The 16,900-nt window shown below is 73.5% G+C and carries 19 protein-coding genes; 5 read left to right on the top strand and 14 right to left on the bottom strand.

Going from position 1 to position 16,900, the window contains the following annotated elements; genetic code table 11:
• Positions 1–75 precede the first annotated feature (75 nt).
• Positions 76–2,334, top strand: coding sequence for an MMPL family transporter (locus tag RM572_RS07330; protein WP_311672456.1), 2,259 nt, complete (start codon positions 76–78; stop codon positions 2,332–2,334).
• 39 nt (positions 2,335–2,373) lie between these two features.
• Here the strand turns inward: RM572_RS07330 and RM572_RS07325 are convergent, their stop codons facing one another.
• From RM572_RS07325 to RM572_RS07315, 3 genes are all read right to left on the bottom strand, one after another.
• The gene (locus RM572_RS07325; protein WP_311672454.1) at positions 2,374–3,066 is read right to left on the bottom strand and encodes an HAD family hydrolase; all 693 of its coding nucleotides are present in this window, start codon (positions 3,064–3,066) and stop codon (positions 2,374–2,376) included.
• A gap of 36 nt (positions 3,067–3,102) precedes the next feature.
• Complete coding sequence (locus RM572_RS07320; RefSeq protein WP_311672453.1) at positions 3,103–4,272, bottom strand: aminoglycoside phosphotransferase family protein; 1,170 nt, start codon at positions 4,270–4,272, stop codon at positions 3,103–3,105.
• 64 nt (positions 4,273–4,336) lie between these two features.
• Entirely contained in the window at positions 4,337–5,188 is an 852-nt protein-coding gene (locus tag RM572_RS07315; protein WP_311672452.1) for a FadR/GntR family transcriptional regulator, read from the bottom strand.
• Between the two features lie 240 nt (positions 5,189–5,428).
• Between RM572_RS07315 and RM572_RS07310 the strand changes: the two genes are divergently transcribed.
• Both RM572_RS07310 and RM572_RS07305 read left to right on the top strand, forming a co-directional pair.
• A complete protein-coding gene (locus tag RM572_RS07310; RefSeq protein WP_136183499.1) occupies positions 5,429–5,608 on the top strand; it encodes a hypothetical protein in 180 nt (59 codons plus the stop codon).
• A 242-nt stretch (positions 5,609–5,850) separates the two neighbouring features.
• Complete coding sequence (locus tag RM572_RS07305; RefSeq protein ID WP_311672450.1) at positions 5,851–6,078, top strand: DUF5133 domain-containing protein; 228 nt, start codon at positions 5,851–5,853, stop codon at positions 6,076–6,078.
• Between the two features lie 88 nt (positions 6,079–6,166).
• Here RM572_RS07305 and RM572_RS07300 read toward each other — a convergent pair whose 3' ends face one another.
• The 3 genes from RM572_RS07300 to RM572_RS07290 form a co-directional block, all read right to left on the bottom strand.
• A complete protein-coding gene (locus tag RM572_RS07300) occupies positions 6,167–7,420 on the bottom strand; it encodes a GNAT family N-acetyltransferase (RefSeq protein WP_311672449.1) in 1,254 nt (417 codons plus the stop codon).
• A 151-nt stretch (positions 7,421–7,571) separates the two neighbouring features.
• Positions 7,572–8,540, bottom strand: a complete 969-nt coding sequence (locus RM572_RS07295) for an asparaginase (RefSeq protein ID WP_311672448.1) — start codon at positions 8,538–8,540, stop codon at positions 7,572–7,574.
• Between the two features lie 244 nt (positions 8,541–8,784).
• Positions 8,785–9,396, bottom strand: a complete 612-nt coding sequence (locus tag RM572_RS07290; RefSeq protein WP_311672447.1) for an RsiG family protein — start codon at positions 9,394–9,396, stop codon at positions 8,785–8,787.
• Positions 9,397–9,561: 165 nt separating this feature from the next.
• Between RM572_RS07290 and dtd the strand changes: the two genes are divergently transcribed.
• Positions 9,562–9,987, top strand: a complete 426-nt coding sequence (gene dtd / locus RM572_RS07285; RefSeq protein WP_311672446.1) for a D-aminoacyl-tRNA deacylase — start codon at positions 9,562–9,564, stop codon at positions 9,985–9,987.
• A 22-nt stretch (positions 9,988–10,009) separates the two neighbouring features.
• On the opposite strand, the gene ygfZ is transcribed toward dtd, so the two are convergent.
• The 6 genes from ygfZ to RM572_RS07255 form a co-directional block, all read right to left on the bottom strand.
• Positions 10,010–10,981, bottom strand: coding sequence for a CAF17-like 4Fe-4S cluster assembly/insertion protein YgfZ (gene ygfZ, locus RM572_RS07280; protein WP_311672445.1), 972 nt, complete (start codon positions 10,979–10,981; stop codon positions 10,010–10,012).
• Positions 10,982–10,991: 10 nt separating this feature from the next.
• Positions 10,992–11,438, bottom strand: coding sequence for a Fur family transcriptional regulator (locus RM572_RS07275; RefSeq protein WP_311672444.1), 447 nt, complete (start codon positions 11,436–11,438; stop codon positions 10,992–10,994).
• 74 nt (positions 11,439–11,512) lie between these two features.
• Positions 11,513–12,076: an FABP family protein gene (locus RM572_RS07270; RefSeq protein ID WP_136183507.1), complete on the bottom strand. Its 564-nt coding sequence runs from the start codon at positions 12,074–12,076 to the stop codon at positions 11,513–11,515.
• Between the two features lie 285 nt (positions 12,077–12,361).
• On the bottom strand, positions 12,362–13,312 hold the full coding sequence (locus tag RM572_RS07265; protein ID WP_311672443.1) for a hypothetical protein: 951 nt from the start codon (positions 13,310–13,312) through the stop codon (positions 12,362–12,364).
• Positions 13,309–14,073: a hypothetical protein gene (locus RM572_RS07260; RefSeq protein ID WP_311672442.1), complete on the bottom strand. Its 765-nt coding sequence runs from the start codon at positions 14,071–14,073 to the stop codon at positions 13,309–13,311. The genes RM572_RS07265 and RM572_RS07260 overlap by 4 nt, the downstream gene beginning before the upstream one ends.
• Positions 14,070–15,026 carry a hypothetical protein gene (locus RM572_RS07255; protein ID WP_311672441.1) on the bottom strand — a complete coding sequence of 319 codons (957 nt, stop codon included), beginning with the start codon at positions 15,024–15,026 and terminating at the stop codon, positions 14,070–14,072. The genes RM572_RS07260 and RM572_RS07255 overlap by 4 nt, the downstream gene beginning before the upstream one ends.
• Positions 15,027–15,153: 127 nt before the next feature.
• On the opposite strand from RM572_RS07255, the gene RM572_RS07250 reads away from it, so the two are divergent.
• Complete coding sequence (locus RM572_RS07250; RefSeq protein WP_027765650.1) at positions 15,154–15,516, top strand: DsrE family protein; 363 nt, start codon at positions 15,154–15,156, stop codon at positions 15,514–15,516.
• 129 nt (positions 15,517–15,645) lie between these two features.
• Here RM572_RS07250 and RM572_RS07245 read toward each other — a convergent pair whose 3' ends face one another.
• Both RM572_RS07245 and RM572_RS07240 read right to left on the bottom strand, forming a co-directional pair.
• A complete protein-coding gene (locus tag RM572_RS07245) occupies positions 15,646–15,933 on the bottom strand; it encodes a DUF1416 domain-containing protein (RefSeq protein ID WP_027765651.1) in 288 nt (95 codons plus the stop codon).
• Between the two features lie 46 nt (positions 15,934–15,979).
• Positions 15,980–16,819, bottom strand: coding sequence for a sulfurtransferase (locus tag RM572_RS07240; RefSeq protein ID WP_027765652.1), 840 nt, complete (start codon positions 16,817–16,819; stop codon positions 15,980–15,982).
• Positions 16,820–16,900 lie beyond the last annotated feature (81 nt).

The raw sequence follows: 16,900 nt of genomic DNA, 5'->3' as shown, positions 1-16,900 counted from the left end.
CCGTACCGCGCCCGGCGCGGCCGCCGGCCGCCGGGCCCACGGCACCGGTACCTCCCGCACAGAACGGAGCTCCCGATGACCACCTCTCCGCCCGGCACGCGCCCCACGGCGCCCGCCGCCGGACACGACCCCGGCCGACGGCCCGGCATCCTCGAACGCGTCGCCGCCTTCTCGCACCGCCGCCGGTGGACCGCGCTCGCGCTGTGGGCCGCCGTGCTCATCGGGGTCCAGGCCGTGGCCGGAGTCGTCTCCAGCGACTACCGGAACGACTTCTCCCTCCCCGGCACCGAGTCCCAGCAGGCGCTGGAGACACTGCAGGACCACGGCGCCGCGCAGGGCGGCGACACCGTCCAGATCGTGCTGCACGACGAGGACGGCCTCGCCGCCCCGGGCACCGAACGCCGCGTCGAGGCCGTGCTCGACGACGTCCGCGCGCTCGACGGCGTGGCCCAGGTGCGCAGCCCCTACCAGGACCCCGGGGCGGTCTCCGACGACGGCACCCTCGCCTACGCGACGGTCACGCTCGACGGCAAGGCCGAGGAGATGCCCGTCCCCGACACGCGCCGCCTCATCGACACCGCGCAGGACGCGCAGGGCGAAGGCCTGAGCGTCGCCCTCGGCGGCGAGGCGGTGCGCGCGGCCGGCGAGGAGGGCGGCGGCGGAGCCGAGGGCGCGGGCATCCTCGGCGCGCTGGTCATCCTGGTGTTCCTGTTCGGGTCGGTCGTCGCGGCCGGACTGCCGGTGGTCACCGCGCTGTTCGCGGTGGGCAGCAGCATGGGCCTCATCGTGCTCGCCTCGCACGTCGTGACGCTCGCCGACTTCACGCCGCCGCTGATGATGCTGGTCGGCCTCGGCGTCGGGATCGACTACGCGCTGCTGGTCTTCTCCCGCTACCGCACCGAACTGCTCGCCCTCGGCGGGCGCGGGACGGAGGGCGCCGGGGGCCCGGCCGACGGTGTCGCCGGCCCGGCCGACCCGGCCGCCGTACGGGAACGCGCCACGCGGGTCGCGCTCGACGCGGCCGGCCGTACCGTCTTCTTCGCCGCCTGCACCGTCGTCATCGCCCTCCTCGGGCTCGTCGCCCTCGGCCTCGGCTCCCTCCAGGGCGTCGCCCTCGCGATGGCGCTGACCGTGCTGGTCACCATGGTCGCGTCGCTCACCCTGCTGCCCGCGCTGCTCGGCGTGTTCGGGCGCCGCATCCAGCGGAACGTGGAGCGGCGCGACGCCCGCCGGGCCGCGCGCGGGCGCGGCGACGACGGCGCCGCGTGGCGGCGCTGGGCCACCGCCGTGCAGCGGCGGCCGTGGGCCGCGCTGATGGTCGCCGTGCTCGCGCTGGGCGCCCTGGCCGCACCCGCCGCGGGGCTGCGCCTCGGCTTCGCCGACGCCGGCAACGACCCCGCTGCGAGCACGAGCCGGCAGGCGTACGACCTCCTCGCCGAGGGCTTCGGCCCGGGGTTCAACGGGCCGCTCGTGGTCGTCGCCGACGGCGGCGGCGAAGCCGTCGGCGACGCGGCCGGGGCGCTGCGGGCCACCCTGCTCGACACTCCCGGCGTCGCCGCGGCCTCCCCGCCGCTGCCCACCGGGGACTCCTCGACGGCGACCGTGATCGCCTACCCCGAGACCGCGCCCCAGGACGAGGCCACCTCCGACCTGGTCGCCGCCCTGCGCGGCGAGGTGCTGCCACCGCTGGAGGCCGACACCGGGGCGGAGTTCCTGGTCGGCGGATCGACGGCCGCCGCGCAGGACTTCGCGTCGACGGTCGCGGACCGGATGCCGCTGTTCGTCGCCCTGGTGGTCGGACTCTCCGCGCTGCTGCTGACCGCCGTGTTCCGTTCGCTGCTCATCCCGCTCAAGGCCGCGGTGCTGAACCTGCTGAGCATCGGCGCCTCCCTCGGCGTCGTCACGCTCGTCTTCCAGCAGGGCTGGCTGGGTGCCCAGCCCGGCCCGGTGGAGGCGTTCATCCCGGCGATGATCTTCGCGATCGTCTTCGGGCTGTCCATGGACTACGAGGTGTTCCTGCTGTCCCGCATCCACGAGGAGTGGGAGCGCACGCGCGACCCGGCGGTCGCCGTCCGCGAAGGGCTCGCCCACACCGGACGGGTCATCACCGCGGCGGCGGCCATCATGATCGTCGTGTTCGCGGCGTTCGTCCTCAGCCCCGACCGGATGCTCCAGCAGTTCGGCCTCGGCCTGGCCGTGGCGATCCTGCTGGACGCGGTGGTCATCCGGTGCCTCATCGTCCCCGCCGTGATGCAGCTCCTGGGCGCCCGCGCCTGGTGGCTGCCCGGCCCGCTGGCCCGGCTCCTGCCGAGGGTGGAGCTGGAGCGGAACTGACCGCCGTTCGCCGAGCCGGCTGGTGGCCGGTCGGGCCGCTCAGACGCGTGCGGCGGGGTCGACGGCACGCAGCACGGGCGCCAGCGAGTCGACGACGTGCTCCGCCCCCGCCGCACGCAGCCGCGCCGCCTTGCCCTCCGTGCTCGCGTACCCGAGGAAGGGGACCCCGAGGGCCCGCGCCGCCTCGAAGTCCCGTGCCGCGTCGCCGATCATCAGGGCGTCGGCGGGCGCGGTCGCCGTCGACGCCAGCGCCCGTTCGAGGCAGTACGGGTCCGGCTTCAGCCGCAGCTCGTCGGGCGTGCGGCCGTGGACGTGCCCGGCGAACACCTCGTCCGTGGCCCGGGTCCGCAGGTAGCGCTCGACGGCGGAGGGGGAGTTGTTCGTGGCGACGGCCAGCCGCCGGCCGGTCGCGCGCAGCGTGTGCACGAGCCGGTCGGCGTACGGGGTGGGGTAGGCGAGCGGCGCCGCCTCGCTCTCCTCCTCCGTCAGCGCCTTCTCCAGCAGCGTCGTGAGCTCCCGGCTGCGGCCGGAGCTGAGGGCGCTCGCGAGGATCACGTACGGGTCGCGCGTGTCCGGCAGCCAGCGCTTGCTCTCCCCGCCCTCGTCGAAGCCGTCGCCGAGCGTCCGCAGCCGCTCGGCCACCTGGGGAGCCGGGCGTCCGTGGAAGAGGGCGCAGAGCGGTCCGTCGAAGTCGAACAGGACGGTGCTGGCGGCGTCTACGAGTGGGCGCATCGCGATCCGTTTCGCCGGGCGGGCTGGACAGCTCAACTATCGCCGCCCCATCGGCCTCCGTACAGCGCCGAGCACGCGGGCGAGGGTGCCCGAGACCGAGTGATGGCGGGCGTGCCAGGCGCGCAGCGCCTCCTCGACCGCCTTCCGGGTCGGCACGTGGACCAGGTCGAGCGGCGCCTGCGCCCGGCGCAGCGCCCTGCGGACCGCAGCGGCCGCGGCGACGAACTCGGCCGCCGAGGGAGATCCGGGGAGTGAGAGGGCCGCTCGCATCGTGTCCGCATGGACGGACTGGGCGTACTCGAAGTCGAGGTAGCGGGCGAGGTCGCCGTCGCGCCTGCCGCCGCCCATGCCGGCGACGCGGGCGTGCAGGTCGCGGGAGATCATCTCCTGCCGCCACAGCTCGACCATCCTGAGACGCTCCTGCTTGCCGTAGCGCATGCGGGCCAGGTGCGTGGCCAGGTCGTGCAGGGGATCGCCGTAGAGAGCCAGTTCCCAGTCCACCAGGCAGAGGTCTCCACCGGGCCGGACGACGAGGTTCGAGCGATGGATGTCGGTGTGCAGCAGACCGAACGGGCGCGGGGTCAGCGACTTGGCGGTGATCTCGAACCGCGCGACGGCGTCCCGCGGCACCTCCAGGTCGTCGAGGAGCTGCCCGAAGCGCCTCCGGTTCGGCAGATGCACGCGGTGCTCGGCGTGCCGCGCCAGCCGGGCGAGGAAGCCCGCGGAGTCGCCCTCGTCCGGCCACGCCTCGTGCGCGTCGCCGACGGGCCGCGGCGGCAGCCGGTGGCCGTCCACGGTGGCCAGCCGCCCGAAGATGCCGGCGATGCGCCGCATGGTGCCGTTCTGCACCGGGCGGCCCGCTGGTTCGGTCTCGGCCAGCGAGGTCCCGTCGACGTAGGTGTAGACCGAGCCACGGCGGAGGGCGTGCAGGGGGCGGGGCAGCTCCGGGAACTGCGGTCGCACCGCCTCCACGACGGCCGCCTCGTCCTCCCACGCGCGCAGGACCACCCCGAGCGTCCGGCGCCGGGCGCGGATGGTCACCACCTCGCCCACGTCCGCGCTGACCAGGGTGGCGAGCGGCTTGCGCAGAGGGACGACGACGTTGTGGTGGTGATGGCCCGCCAGGACCCGGCCGTCGGGGGCGCGCTGGTGGCGGTTCACGTGCCAGTGCAGGTGCAGCTGGTGCAGCGTCGGTGGCAGGGGCATCGGGACTCGATCGAGGGACGAGGGATGGGTGGCAGAGAGCGTACTGACAGGGCTGCCACCCGGCTCAGCCGGACTCGATGGGGCGGGCGATCGAATTCCAGAGCGAGTCGAACCACCTCTGGGAGGACACGACGAAGGCCGCGTCCTGCGCGTCCCGGCTGTCCGGCCCGGACGAGGAGCGGAAGAGGAGGGAGTCGATGCCGAGCACGTCGTAGATCCTCGCCTCGCCGCCCTCGAGGAGGACCGTCTCGGGAACGACTTCGTAGTACCCGATCAGGGACTCGGTGCCGTTGAGGAGGTACAGCTTGTGCATGGGCGTGAGCGGGACGCTGCGGAACTCCAGCGCGACCTCGGGGACGTGACCTCTCAGGTGCAGCGAGTTCAGCCCCATGGCCAAGGTGTCGTGACAGGTGTTCATGATGCCGCGCAGGCGTTCCAGCGGCCTGGTGTCGCCCGGGTCGTCGATCAGGCTGGGCAGGGCGAGGCGGGTGTCGATGGCGGGCACCATGACCCGCAGGGCGATCGACCGGGGGGTGAGCGCGCCGGATCTCACGCCCAGGTAGGCGACGGCGAGAGCTTCGTGCAGGGTCTCCGCGGTGAGGGAGAAGCTGTCGATCGTGACGTGTTCGGCTTCGAAGGCCGCGCGGATGCGGTCCGGGAGGAGGACGCCGGCGGTCTGCGGAGCCGGGGCGGGCGGCGGGGGCTCGTTCACCGTGGCCGGGGCGCCGCGGCCGAGGGTGACCAGGCCCTCGTCCTCGAGCGTGGTCAGCGCCTGCCGGATCACGCTGCCGCTCACGCCGAACTCGGCCGCGAGGTCGGCCCGCTTGGGCAGCGAGCCTCCGGGGGCCACCGCGCCGCTGGTGATGCGCTCGCGCAGCACGGCGGCGACGGTCAGGGACGTGCTCTGGGAGCTCACTGATCGACCGTACAACGCGGGCGGTGAGTTGGGGAGTTGTTGGACGTTGTTCGAGGCGAACTGTTTTCGACCTCGCGCCAACCGGGAAGAAGTTGGGCAGAGTTGGTCGGTGTTCGTCAACAATTCGCGGGAGGACGACGAAGTTCTCCGCCGATGGCCCTCGGGCTCAAGGGTTCCACCCCGTCAAAGGTCCGCGTCCGGGCCGCGCAGCGGTCCGGATTCTCCCGGAGGGAGAACGCCATGCCCGTCCTCGCGATGCTCTTCGCCGTCTTCGTCGTCGCCTTCGAGGAACTCGTGGAGTGGCGCTTCGGCGTCGCCGGCGTCTTCGCGCTCGTGCTGCTGAGCATCGGCTGGCACGCGAAGAACGTCACGTGCAGCTGCGTCGGCGCCGTGGTGCTCACCCTGCTGCTCGTGCACTGAGTGTCACCGTGCGGTCGCTCCCCGGGACAGGTCGACTTGACGTACCCGGGCGGGGGGCGTGGACTGTAAAAGGTCTACGTGCTTGGGACCTCAAGCACCCGCGGGAGCGACCTTCGGGTCGCACTCGGACCGGTGTGCCGCCCGGCGCGCTCCCGCCGCTCTCCGGAACGTCACCGTCACGGCTGAGCACCGCAGAAGCGCCCGATGCCGCCGCAGGCGGCGAACCACGGAAGGAGCCGGACATGCTGATGGCTCACCCCGCGGTCCTGGAGAAGCTGGTCGAGCAGTACGAGACGCTGCGCGCGCTGCACGCCGAGGAGGGCAGCGACAAGGCACGGCAGCGTCTGGACGACGTGTCGTACACGCTGTGCATCGCGACCGGCACGCAGGACGTCGACGCCGCGTTGATCGCGGCGCGGCACCACCTGCCCGGTGCCCGCCCGGAGGACGACTCGGTGCTGGAGCACTGACCGCGGGGACGCCTCGGAACGGGCCGGCCTCATCGCCGTGCGTCGCCGTCGTCGTCGGTGGTGACGACGAGCCAGGCGCCCGTGGCCGTCAGAAGACGTCCGGGCACCAGGGGCGGCGCGCGGTGCGGAAGAGCGCGTCGGCCGTCGCCGCCGCTCCGGGCGTGTGCTCGGCCACGCGCCCCAGGGCGGTCAGGCGGGTCGCCGTCTCGTCGCCCAGGTAGAGGGTGCCCAGCGCGGCGATGTCCATCGACAGGTCCGCGCCGTCCTCGGTGCGCGTGCACGCGGCGCCTTCCGGGCCGGTCTCCAGGCGGAACCTCCCGCCGGCGAGGCCGGTCTCGTCGTGCAGGTCGAGGACGAGGGTCCCGGGCACGGCGTACGTGCGGGCCTCCAGCATGCGCGGGACGTCCAGCGGACGCAGCCACAGGAAGTCGGCGTGCGCGTCGATGCGCGCGGCCCGCGGGTCCGGCAGCAGCAGCGGCAGCACGTCGTCGGGTGCGCGGTAGCCGGAGCGGAGCGTGGTGACCCAGTCGACGGACAACAGGAAGTGCCACAGCGCGCGTTCGGCCTGCGGAGTGGCGGCCTCCAGCTTGCCGACGCTGAGGGTGCAGTGCGGCAGCTTGTTGTGCCAGGTGTCGTGCCGGGCGGTGTACGTCACGGTGCCCTGCACGACGCCCTCGGCGTCGCGGAAGACGGCGCAGAACGGGGGCTCCCACTCGTCGTCGGGCCAGCGGAGTGCGCCGGTGGTCATCCGCCACCAGCGGTCGTTCCGGTCGATGACGCCCTGGCGGTGCGACTGCGCGCGGAACCGCTCGTGGAACTCCGGGGCCACGCGGCGGAACGCCTCCGGCTCGACCAGGTCGACGCGTCCCTCGCCCGGAGGCGGCCCGGCGTAGCGGCGGTTCAGGCCGGTCCGGGGGACGTCGACCGTGAACTCGGTGGTCCAGGCGGCCGGGCCGAAACCGTGGTGGCCGTAGATCGGGTACTCGGCGGCGATCAGGGAGGCGACGGCGTCGCCGCGTTCCTTCGCCGCCGCCATGGCCTCGCCCATCATGCGGGTGAGCAGGCCGCGACGCCGGTGCGTGGGGGAGACGGTGACGTTGGTGACGGCGCAGGACGGCAGCGCCGCACCGCCCGGCACGGTCAGCTGCTGCGGCATGGTGCGGAAGGTGCCCACGCAGCGGCCGCCGTCGAACGCGCCCTGAGTGCGGTCGACGCCCACCCCGCCGCCGCGCACCGCGATCTCCTCGTCCGTCAGCTCCTTGCCGTTCAGGAAGCCGACGTGGACCGCGCGGAACCAGGCGGGCAGGTCGTCGGCGGTGAGGGTCCGGATCTCGGGCGTCATGGGCACCACGCTAGATGGGTGCTGACCAGCGGCGCACGTCGTTTTCCGCCCGGCCACGGCGCGGCGCGGAAGGGGCGACGGCACGGAAGGGGGTACGGCACAGAAGGGGCCACGGCACGGAAGGGACGGCGGGTCGGTGGGCGGCGGGGCCTCAGAACGCGGCGCGGATCTCCCCGACGCGCACGCCGCCGCCCAGCAGCGGGCTGTCCGCGAGGCGGTCGAGGACCGGGCCGGTGACGCCCAGCACGGCCAGGGCGCGGGCGAGCACGGGCGCCAGGGCGCGTACCGAACCGTCGTCGACCTTGAACGCCAGCGCGCGGCCGTCGGGCAGCGCCACCGCCTGCACGGCCTCCGCGCCCATCTTGGCCACCGCGCCCGGCACGTCCCGCATCACCCAGGTGTCGTGCCGGCGGGTGCCCGCGACGTACTCGGGGTGGGCGCGCATGGCCGCCGCGACCCGTCCCTCGGGGGTGCCGTCGCCGGCCCGCGCGAGGGAGCGGAAGGTGCGGGCCAGCGCGGTGAGCGACACGGCCATCAGCGGCGCGCCGCACCCGTCCACGCCGGTGTGGGCGACGGGCTCGCCGCCCAGGTCGGCCACCGTGCCCGCGACCAGCCGCTGGAGCGGGTGGCCGGGCGCGAGGTAGTCGTCCGTCGACCAGCCGTTGATCTTGCAGGCGGCCAGCATGGCGGTGTGCTTGCCGGAGCAGTTCATCGCGACGCGGGTACGGGTGCCGCCCGCGGCGAGGTGGGCGTCCGCCTCCGCGCGGTCCAGCGGCAGGTCCGGCGGGCATCGGAGGTCGGACTCGGCCAGGCCGTGCTCGGCGAGCATCTTCTCCACCAGCTCCAGGTGGAAGCGCTCGCCGGAGTGGCTGGCGGCGGCGAGCGCGAGGCGTTCACCGGACAGGTCCAGGCCGGCCCGCAGGACGGCGGCGGCCTGGACCGGCTTGGTCGAGGAGCGCGGGAAGACCGGGGTGGTGACGTCGCCCAGGGCGAGGTCGACGGTGCCGTCGGCGGCGAGGGTGACGAGGGAGCCGCGGTGGTGGCCCTCGACGAAGCCGGAGCGGACGATCTCGGCGAGGATCGGGTGCGCGGGCGGCTGCTGCGCTGCGGGAGCGGTCATGGGCGGGGCCTCCGGGCGGTCCGCCCGGACCCGTCCGGGGTGACGGAGAGTGGGCGGTGTGCTGCGGGTTGTACGGTGCGTTCTGCGGGGACGCTCCTTACAGTAGCGGGTGCGCCGCCCTGGTCCGTGCACCGGGCATCCTTCCCGCTCCCCGCCCCGCGGCTCACCCCCGCCCCCGCCCGTGCCCACGTGCCCGCGCGCCCGGAGGGTGCGGAGGTGCGGTCCGTCGGCGGCTCAGAAGTTCTCAGGCCAGGAGGTCGTCGACGTGCGCCTCGCCCTCGCGGTAGCGGCGGGCGATCTCGGCGCTGCACGCGTCCGCCGTGCGGTGGAGGGCCTGGCGGCGGCCGGAGACCTGCTGCTCGTACCGGATCAGGCGGCCCATCGCGCCGTGCAGTTCGTCGTCGGTACGGGCGGTGAGGTCGGAGAGTTCGACCTCGGCCAGCATCTCCTCCGCCAGCGCCCGGTACTCGGCGCGGTGCGGGGTGCCGACCGTGACGTGGCGGGCCGACTGGCGGTGCCGGGAGGGGGCGTCGACCAGGATCTCCGGCAGGAGGTCCAGCAGCGGCGAACCGGGCTCGGTGCGCCGGGCCAGTTCGGCGCGCAGGATGTCGATGCGGCCCTGGAGCAGCCGCCGCACGTAGCTGAGGTCGGCCTCCTCGCGCTGGGCGGCGCGGCGCAGGTCGCGCAACTCGGGGAGCGTGCTGCCGGTCAGCTCCGGCGGCTCCTCCTCGCGCAGGGCCTCCCGGGCCGCCGCCGCGCGCTGCGCGGGCGGCAGGGAGGAGGCGGCCGAGGCGGGCGTACGGCCGGAGGGGGCCGACGTGCCCCCGGGAGCGCGTCCGGTTCCGGCTGAGTCCATGGTGACGTCCCCTCGTGCCCTTTTGCCCGTGGTGCCACGGTACGCACCTCGTGTACGCATCCCGTACGCGCATCGTGCCACCGCGTGGCCGTCGCGCGCAGCGTTCGGCACCCATACGGCGGCACCCCGCCCGTCCGCGTCGGGCGGCACGGCATCATGGCGGGCATGCGAGCAGTGGTGCAGAGAGTGGACGGCGCGCGCGTCGTCGTGGACGGCGAGACGGTCGGAGAGATCGTCGGCGAGGGCCTGTGCGTGCTGGTCGGGGTCACGCACGACGACACACCCGCGAAGGCGGCGCAACTCGCCCGCAAGCTGTGGTCCGTACGCATCCTCGACGGGGAGAAGTCGTGTTCGGACGCGGGCGCACCGCTGCTGGTGGTCAGCCAGTTCACTCTCTACGGTGACGCCCGGAAGGGGCGCCGCCCCACCTGGCAGGCTGCCGCGCCCGGTCCGGTCGCCGAGCCGCTGGTGGACGAAGTCGTCGCGCAGCTCCGCGCGTTGGGTGCGGAGGTGGCGACGGGCCGGTTCGGCGCGCAGATGAAGGTGTCGCTGACGAACGACGGCCCGTTCACCGTGCTCCTGGAGGTCTGACGGGGTGCGGCGCCCGGCGGCGTCAGGGGGCGACGACGACCTCCTGCGCCGCCGCGGTGGCGTCCTCCCCGGCGATCAGCGGAGCGTCCACCGGCACGTTCCGCTTCACCAGCGCCAGGGCGATCGGCCCGAGTTCGTGGTGACGGGCCGAGGTGGTGACGAAGCCCAGCTTCCGGCCCTCGACCCCGTCGGCGGCCAGCCGCACCGCGTCGCCGTGCTGCGGGATGCGCACCTCGCTGCCGTCCAGGTGGAGGAAGACCAGCCGCCGCGGCGGCTTCCCCAGGTTCTGCACGCGGGCGACGGTCTCCTGGCCGCGGTAGCAGCCCTTCTGCAGGTGCACGGCGGAGCCGATCCAGCCGACCTCGTGCGGGATGGTGCGGTGGTCGGTCTCCATGCCGAGCCGCGGCCGGTGCGTCTCCACCCGCAGCGCCTCGTGCGCCAGCACGCCGACGGCGGGGCGGTGCGCCTCGGCGAACGACTCCAGCGCCTCGCGGGGCAGGAACAGGTCCCGCCCGTGCGCGGTCTCCCGGGCGACGGCGTCGGCGGGGGTCTCCGCGATCGAACCGGCAGGCAGGTGCACGACGGCGTACGCGTCGGTGCGGTCGGCGGTCTCCACCCGGTAGAAGAACTTCATGGACTCCAGGTAGGCGAGGAGGTCGCCCTGGGCGCCCGGCTCGGTGTGCAGCCAGGTCGTCTCGCCGTCGTCGACCAGGTACAGCGCGTGTTCGACGTGACCGTGCGCGGAGAGGACCAGCGCCTCGGTGGCGTGCCCCGGCCGCAGGTCCTCCACGTACTGGGTGAGCAGCAGGTGCAGCCAGGTCAGCCGGTCGTCGCCGGTGACGGTGACCACGCCGCGGTGGGAGAGGTCGACGAATCCGGTGCCGTCCGCGAGGGCGCGCTGCTCGCGGAAGAGGTCGCCGTAGTGCGCGGCGACACCTTCGTCCGCGCCTTCGGCGGGGACGGCGCCGGGAAGGGAGAGGAGCGGGCTCTTCATGGCCCCCAGCCTACGGCGCGTCGTCGCCCTCCTGCGCGGCCCGGTTCCGGCACTTCTCACAGCGTCCGAAGATCGCGAAGTGCTTCATGTCCGTCTCGAACCCGAAGCGCTCGCGCAGCGCGGCCGTGAAGGGGTCGGCGACGGACAGCTCCGCCTCGATGACGTCGGTGCAGTCCCGGCACACCAGGTGCATGTGGTGGTGCCGGTCCGCGAGGTGGTACGTCGGCGCGCCGTGCCCCAGGTGGGCGTGCGAGACCAGGCCCAGCTCCTCCAGCAGCTCCAGCGTGCGGTAGACCGTGGAGATGTTCACGCCGCCCGCGGTCCTCCGCACCTCGGCGAGGATGTCGTCGGGGGTGGAGTGCTCGAGCTTGTCCACGGCCTCCAGTACGAGCTGGCGCTGCGGGGTCAGCCGGTACCCGCGCGCCCTCAGATCGCTCTGCCAGTCGGTGGTCACCACCCGCCCATTCTACGAGTCGCCGGGTGACGGTCGCCCCCGTGCTCAGCCCGGGGCGGTGCGGTGAGGGGGCGGGCCTACTTGAAGAAGGCGATGCCGTCGTCCGGGAGGTCCTTGAGGTCCTTCGCCCACTCGCTGGGGTCGACGACCTTCTTCAGGTGCGCGGACATGTACGGCCGCAGCGGCACCTCGGGGGTGGCCTTCTCGCCGACCCACATCAGGTCGCCCTTGACGTAGCCGTAGAGCCGCTTGCCGCCGCTGTACTCGCCGGCGGAGGCGGTGCGGGCGATGGCGTCGGTGGCCAGGTCGATCTGCGGCTTCTGGTCGGCCAGCTCGCCGTACCAGACCTCGGCGACGCCCTGGTCGCGGATCATCACGGCCTCGACCTTGCGCTCTGCGTCGATGCGCCAGTAGCCGGTCTCGGTCTCCAGCGGAGCGGTCTTCTTCCCCTCGTCGTCGAGCACCCAGCTGTGCGAGACGTACTCCAGGAAGTCGCGCCCGTCGTGGGAGAAGGTGACCTCCTGGCCGAAGTTGCACTTGTCCGTGCCCGGGAATTCTGCGACGCCGGCACCGGTCCAGTTGCCGAGCAGGAAGGCGAGCGGAACCAGGTCCGGGTGCAGGTCGGACGGAATCTCGATCATGGGAACCAGACGATCTGTGGTGAACGGATGCGGCGGAAAGGGGTCAGCGCTGGCCCTGGTAGAGCTTCTTGACGACGAGAACCGTGAAGGCCAGGGTCCCGAGGCCCACCAGGACCATCAGGGTGGTGAAGAATGCGTGCAGCACGTCGGGCTCTCCTTGCGCGCTCTGTCGTGACGGGGCCGGCGCGGAGTCCGCGCCGGCCCCGAGTCTAGTCGCCGCCGCGGGCGGCCCGCCGGGCCGGTGCTGTGGCGTGCACCGCCCCGAGGTGCGCCCCGGCGGGCGGCTCAGCCGAGCAGCTGTGACTGCAGGATCACCGTCTGCTGGAACGGCACGGCGGCCGCTTCGCCCTTCCGCGACTGGACGATCACGGCGACGGTGTCCCCCGCGACCAGATACGCCTGCCGCACGTGCCGCTCGCCGCGCGGCTCGGACTCGTCGAACGTGTAGTGCTCGATGTCCGGCACCTCGACGTCCTCCGGCCAGCCGTCGTCCAGCGTCGCCATCTCCCCGTCGGTGACCGTGACGTACGGGGAGGCCCCGCTGGCGGTGGTCGAGAGGAAGTCGCCGGGATAGGCGGCGCTGTTGAACCGGAGCAGGTAGACGGTGGTGCGGGTGCCGTCGGGCATCCGCCAGCCGCGGGCGGCGATGTGCCGGACCGCGGTGTCGCGCAGCGTCTGCTTCAGCTCGTCGCGGTCCGCGTCCACGTACGCCTGCGCGAACGTGTCGACGGACACCCAGGTGCCCTCGATGCCGGGCAGGTCCTCGCCACCGCGCGCTCCCCGCGGTGCGGGCAGCAGCAGGTCGCGGACGTCCGCGTGGTGGATCTCGCCGTCGTTGCCCTCGGCGAACGGGCGCGGCGAACCCTCCGGCAGAGCAGGGAGCTTCAGCTCCGGATACGCCCAGCGCCCGTCCGGCGCGGTGGCCAGGCCCGGCACATCCGTCCGCTCCAGCTCGGTGATCCCGTAGGCGACGCCGGTGCCGAGCACGCCGAAGACGGCCACGGCCGCCGTCCAGCGGGCGACTGCGCGCAGCAACCGCCGGCGGCGGGCGGGCGCGGAGGGTTCGGCCGGCGTCTCGTCCGTCTGCGAAGGCTCCGCCACCGGCCCGGCGGCGGGCGGGGACTCCGGCCGCGGCGGTGCGTTCGTCGGCGCGGGCGTCGCGTCCGTCGGGGGGACGGTGGCGGGGGCCGCGTCCGGCGCGGCCGGCTCGGGGCCGGTCACCGTGGACTCGCTCACGCGCTGACCCCTCCGCCCTTGCTCAGCCGGTCCAACTGCTTCTCCAGCAGCTTCGCCACCTCTTTCCGGTCGAACTCCGTGCCGTCGTAGTCGTCGGACCCGGCAGCCGACAGGGACACCAGGACGTCGTCCTCGTGCGCCGTGCAGAACATCTCGCCCACTTCCGCGTCATCGTCCTCGGGCAGGAGGAAGCACTTCGCTGCGTCGTGGCCCTTGATCTTCGGTCCCTTGCGCAGGATCGAGAAGGCGTCGGCCAGTTCGCGCTGGAAGGTGTTCAGATCCTCGACCGCGCCCCGGTCGCCCAGCTGCGCCAGCGTGATCTCGACCTTCAGGTCGTCGCTGTAGCGGGTGTACGACCGCATGGCCATGCCCTCGATGCGCAGCTTCCGCACGAAGCGGCGGTGTTCCTTGCGCTGCTTGCTGGGCAGGCTCTCCGAGCCCTTCCGGAACAGCGCCTCGGCCTCCGGGCCGGTCAGGTGGGCGTCGTTGCCGAAGCCCTCGACGTCGGGGCCGAGCCGGTAGTCGGCGGACACGGGGAGCAGTTCCTTGCTCAGCGGAGTGTCGACGCGCCCGTTCGACACGTCCGGCACCGGGTCGTCGACGGAGGGGGCCCTGGGCGGCGCCTTCCAGACCCTGGTGGCGGCCGTCCGGTCGGCGGCGTCCACGGTGACCTTGGTGTAGGCGAGCCCGCCCCCCGCCGCGCCCAGCACGAGGACCGACGCGAGGGCGAGGGTGAGTGTCTGCTTCCGGCGGGCGTTCACAGGCGCTCCAACTGACGCTCGGCGATGTCGCGGATCTCGTCGGAACCGATCGGGCCGGTGTCCGTGATGTGGATGTCCAGCACGATGTCGCCGCGGCAGGCGAGGGCCCGGGCGCCGTACACCGGGAGGTAGCCCGGCTCGCGGAACGGCGTGTCGTAGACCCAGTAGCGGCCGTCGTCCGAACCCTCGATCGGGTGGCCGCCGTTGCCGGCGTAGTCGTCGCCCACCATGTACGAGCCCTGCGACCACGCGTGGCCGGGAGCAGACCGCGCCGACTGGTCGTGGAACTGCACCAGCACGACGCTGGTCACCTGGTCACCGTGCTCCCACTCCGTCGCCGCGATGCGCCGGACGTTCATCTCCAGGAGGCTGTCGAACATGCTCCCCGGCTGCTCGAACCCGCGGGCGTAGTCGGCCGGGGTCACCCAGCCGTCCGTGATCGGAAGGAAGGAGAACTCCCGCGCGCCCTTCGGCTTCTTCACCAGGAGCTTGCGGAGGTCGCCGTCGGTGCGGACGCGGCGGTCGTGCTTCGCCGGGACGGGTTCCCACTCGTCGGCCGGGACGTGCTTGTCCGGGTAGGACAGCTGTGCCTGGGAGAGCGGGGGCAGCGGGGTGGGTGGGCGTTCGGCCTGGACGGTGTAGCCGGTGGCGACACCGGCCACGACGCCGAGCAGGGCGGCGGCCGCCAGCAGCAGGGTCGTACGGCCGCGCGGGCGGCGGGGGGCTGGCTCCTCCGGCGCGTCCGCGCCGGGTGTGGCGGGGGCGTCGGCGAGGGCGGGCGCACCCGGCGCGGACGCGGGCGGGTCGTCGGGCGCGGTCGTGGGTCCCGGCGCGGGCGCGTCGGCGTCACCGGCCGTGCTCCCGGCCTCCGGCGTGGTCTCCGGCTCCGGTTCCTGCTGCGCCGCCGCGGGGGCGGCCGGCGGGTCCGCCGGTCTCGCGGGCTGGTCTTCCATGGGGCTCCTCATGTTCTCGTCAACGCGCTGACCGGGGAGGAGGCCGGAAAGTTGCCCTACGCATGATCACGATCCGGTTGCGGCGGGCCGGAGCGGGAGACGGCGGGGCGCCGCATACCGTGGGGGCATGGCGAAGAAGCTGGTGATCAAGGTGACGGCGGGGGCGGACGCGCCCGAGCGCTGCTCGCAGGCGTTCACGGTGGCGGCGGTCGCGGCCGCCAGCGGCGTGGAGGTGTCGCTGTGGCTGACGGGTGAGTCGGCGTGGTTCGCGCTGCCGGGCCGTGCGGCGGAGTTCGAACTGCCGCACGCCGCACCGCTGCCCGAGCTGATCGAGGGCATCCGGGCGGGCGGCCGGATCACCCTGTGCACGCAGTGCGCCAAGCGGCGGGACATCGAGGAGAAGGACGTCCTGGAGGGCGTCCGGATCGCCGGGGCGCAGGTGTTCGTCAGCGAGGCGATGGCCGACGGCGCGCAGGCCCTCGTGTACTGACGCGACGGCTGGTGGTGCCGTGTCCGGACGCGCCGAGGGCCGCACCCCGGGTGTCCAACCCGTGGGATGCGGCCCTCGGACCCGGTTCGGCCGGTCCGCGCCCGGACCGGCCTCATCCGGTCGAACGGCTCAGACCGCGATCGCGACCTCGGCGAGCCCGCCCTGCTGGGCGACGACCGTACGGTCCGCGGTGCCGCCGGGCACCAGGGCCCGTACGGTCCAGGTGCCTTCGGCCGCGTAGAAGCGGAACTGGCCGGTCGCGGAGGTCGGGACCTCCGCGGTGAACTCGCCGGTGCTGTCCAGCAGCCGGACATAGCCGGTGACGGGCTCGCCGTCCCGGGTCACGTTGCCCTGGATGGTGGTCTCACCGGGCTTGACGGTGGAGGCGTCCGGGCCGCCTGCCTGTGCTCCGCACATGGGTGTCGCGTTCCTCTCGCTCGTGTGCCGTGGCCGACGGGCCGGCTCAGTTGTTGGCGCCGACCTCGACGGGCACGCCGACGAGCGAGCCGTACTCGGTCCAGGAGCCGTCGTAGTTCTTCACGTTCTCCTGGCCCAGCAGCTCGTGCAGCACGAACCAGGTGTGGGCGGACCGTTCGCCGATGCGGCAGTAGGCGATGGTGTCCTTGCCCAGGTCGACGCCCTCGGCCTCGTACAGCTCCTTCAGCTCGTCGTCCGTCTTGAAGGTGCCGTCGTCGTTCGCGGACTTCGACCACGGGATGTTGCGCGCGGTCGGCACGTGGCCGGGGCGCTGCGACTGCTCCTGCGGCAGGTGCGCGGGAGCGAGCAGCTTGCCGCTGAACTCGTCGGGGGAGCGGACGTCGACCAGGTTCTGCTTGCCGATCGCGTCGACGACCTCGTCGCGGAAGGCGCGGATCGACAGGTCCTGCGGCGTGGCCCGGTACTGCGTCTCCGGGCGCTCGGGCACCTCGGCGACCAGGTCGCGGGAGTCCAGCTCCCACTTCTTGCGGCCGCCGTCCAGGAGCTTGACGTCCTGGTGGCCGTAGAGCTTGAAGTACCAGTAGGCGTAGGCGGCGAACCAGTTGTTGTTGCCGCCGTACAGCACGATGGTGTCGTCGTTGGCGATGCCCTTCTTCGACAGCAGCTCCTCGAAGCCGGTCTGGTCGACGAAGTCGCGGCGCACCGGGTCCTGGAGGTCCTGCTTCCAGTCGATGCGGACGGCGTTGCGGATGTGGTTCTTCTCGTACGCCGAGGTGTCCTCGTCCACCTCGACGATGACCGTCTTCGGGTCGTCGATGCGGGCCTCGACCCAGTCGGCGTCCACCAGGACGTCACTGCGGCTCATCAGTTCTCCTCCGGAAGCGGGGTGAGCAGTGTGGGTGCGTACGCGGCGGTACGGGCGCACGCCGGATGTGCCGCGCTGCGT

The sequence above is a fragment of the Streptomyces hazeniae genome (assembly GCF_031845485.1).
In the GTDB taxonomy this organism is placed as follows: Bacteria; Actinomycetota; Actinomycetes; order Streptomycetales; family Streptomycetaceae; genus Streptomyces; species Streptomyces hazeniae.
This window is presented reverse-complemented; position numbering and strand designations above follow the sequence as displayed.

What these genes read in the sequence shown, in the direction of transcription:
- RM572_RS07300 (WP_311672449.1), bottom strand. Translation starts at nt 7,420, where the DNA reads ATGACGCCCGAGATCCGGACCCTCACCGCCGACGACCTGCCCGCCTGG.
- dtd (WP_311672446.1), top strand. Translation starts at nt 9,562, where the DNA reads ATGCGAGCAGTGGTGCAGAGAGTGGACGGCGCGCGCGTCGTCGTGGAC.
- RM572_RS07270 (WP_136183507.1), bottom strand. Translation starts at nt 12,076, where the DNA reads ATGATCGAGATTCCGTCCGACCTGCACCCGGACCTGGTTCCGCTCGCC.
- RM572_RS07325 (WP_311672454.1), bottom strand. Translation starts at nt 3,066, where the DNA reads ATGCGCCCACTCGTAGACGCCGCCAGCACCGTCCTGTTCGACTTCGAC.
- RM572_RS07295 (WP_311672448.1), bottom strand. Translation starts at nt 8,540, where the DNA reads ATGACCGCTCCCGCAGCGCAGCAGCCGCCCGCGCACCCGATCCTCGCC.
- RM572_RS07250 (WP_027765650.1), top strand. Translation starts at nt 15,154, where the DNA reads ATGGCGAAGAAGCTGGTGATCAAGGTGACGGCGGGGGCGGACGCGCCC.
- RM572_RS07330 (WP_311672456.1), top strand. Translation starts at nt 76, where the DNA reads ATGACCACCTCTCCGCCCGGCACGCGCCCCACGGCGCCCGCCGCCGGA.
- RM572_RS07320 (WP_311672453.1), bottom strand. Translation starts at nt 4,272, where the DNA reads ATGCCCCTGCCACCGACGCTGCACCAGCTGCACCTGCACTGGCACGTG.
- RM572_RS07240 (WP_027765652.1), bottom strand. Translation starts at nt 16,819, where the DNA reads ATGAGCCGCAGTGACGTCCTGGTGGACGCCGACTGGGTCGAGGCCCGC.
- RM572_RS07310 (WP_136183499.1), top strand. Translation starts at nt 5,429, where the DNA reads ATGCCCGTCCTCGCGATGCTCTTCGCCGTCTTCGTCGTCGCCTTCGAG.
- RM572_RS07245 (WP_027765651.1), bottom strand. Translation starts at nt 15,933, where the DNA reads ATGTGCGGAGCACAGGCAGGCGGCCCGGACGCCTCCACCGTCAAGCCC.
- RM572_RS07305 (WP_311672450.1), top strand. Translation starts at nt 5,851, where the DNA reads ATGCTGATGGCTCACCCCGCGGTCCTGGAGAAGCTGGTCGAGCAGTAC.
- ygfZ (WP_311672445.1), bottom strand. Translation starts at nt 10,981, where the DNA reads ATGAAGAGCCCGCTCCTCTCCCTTCCCGGCGCCGTCCCCGCCGAAGGC.
- RM572_RS07255 (WP_311672441.1), bottom strand. Translation starts at nt 15,026, where the DNA reads ATGGAAGACCAGCCCGCGAGACCGGCGGACCCGCCGGCCGCCCCCGCG.
- RM572_RS07290 (WP_311672447.1), bottom strand. Translation starts at nt 9,396, where the DNA reads ATGGACTCAGCCGGAACCGGACGCGCTCCCGGGGGCACGTCGGCCCCC.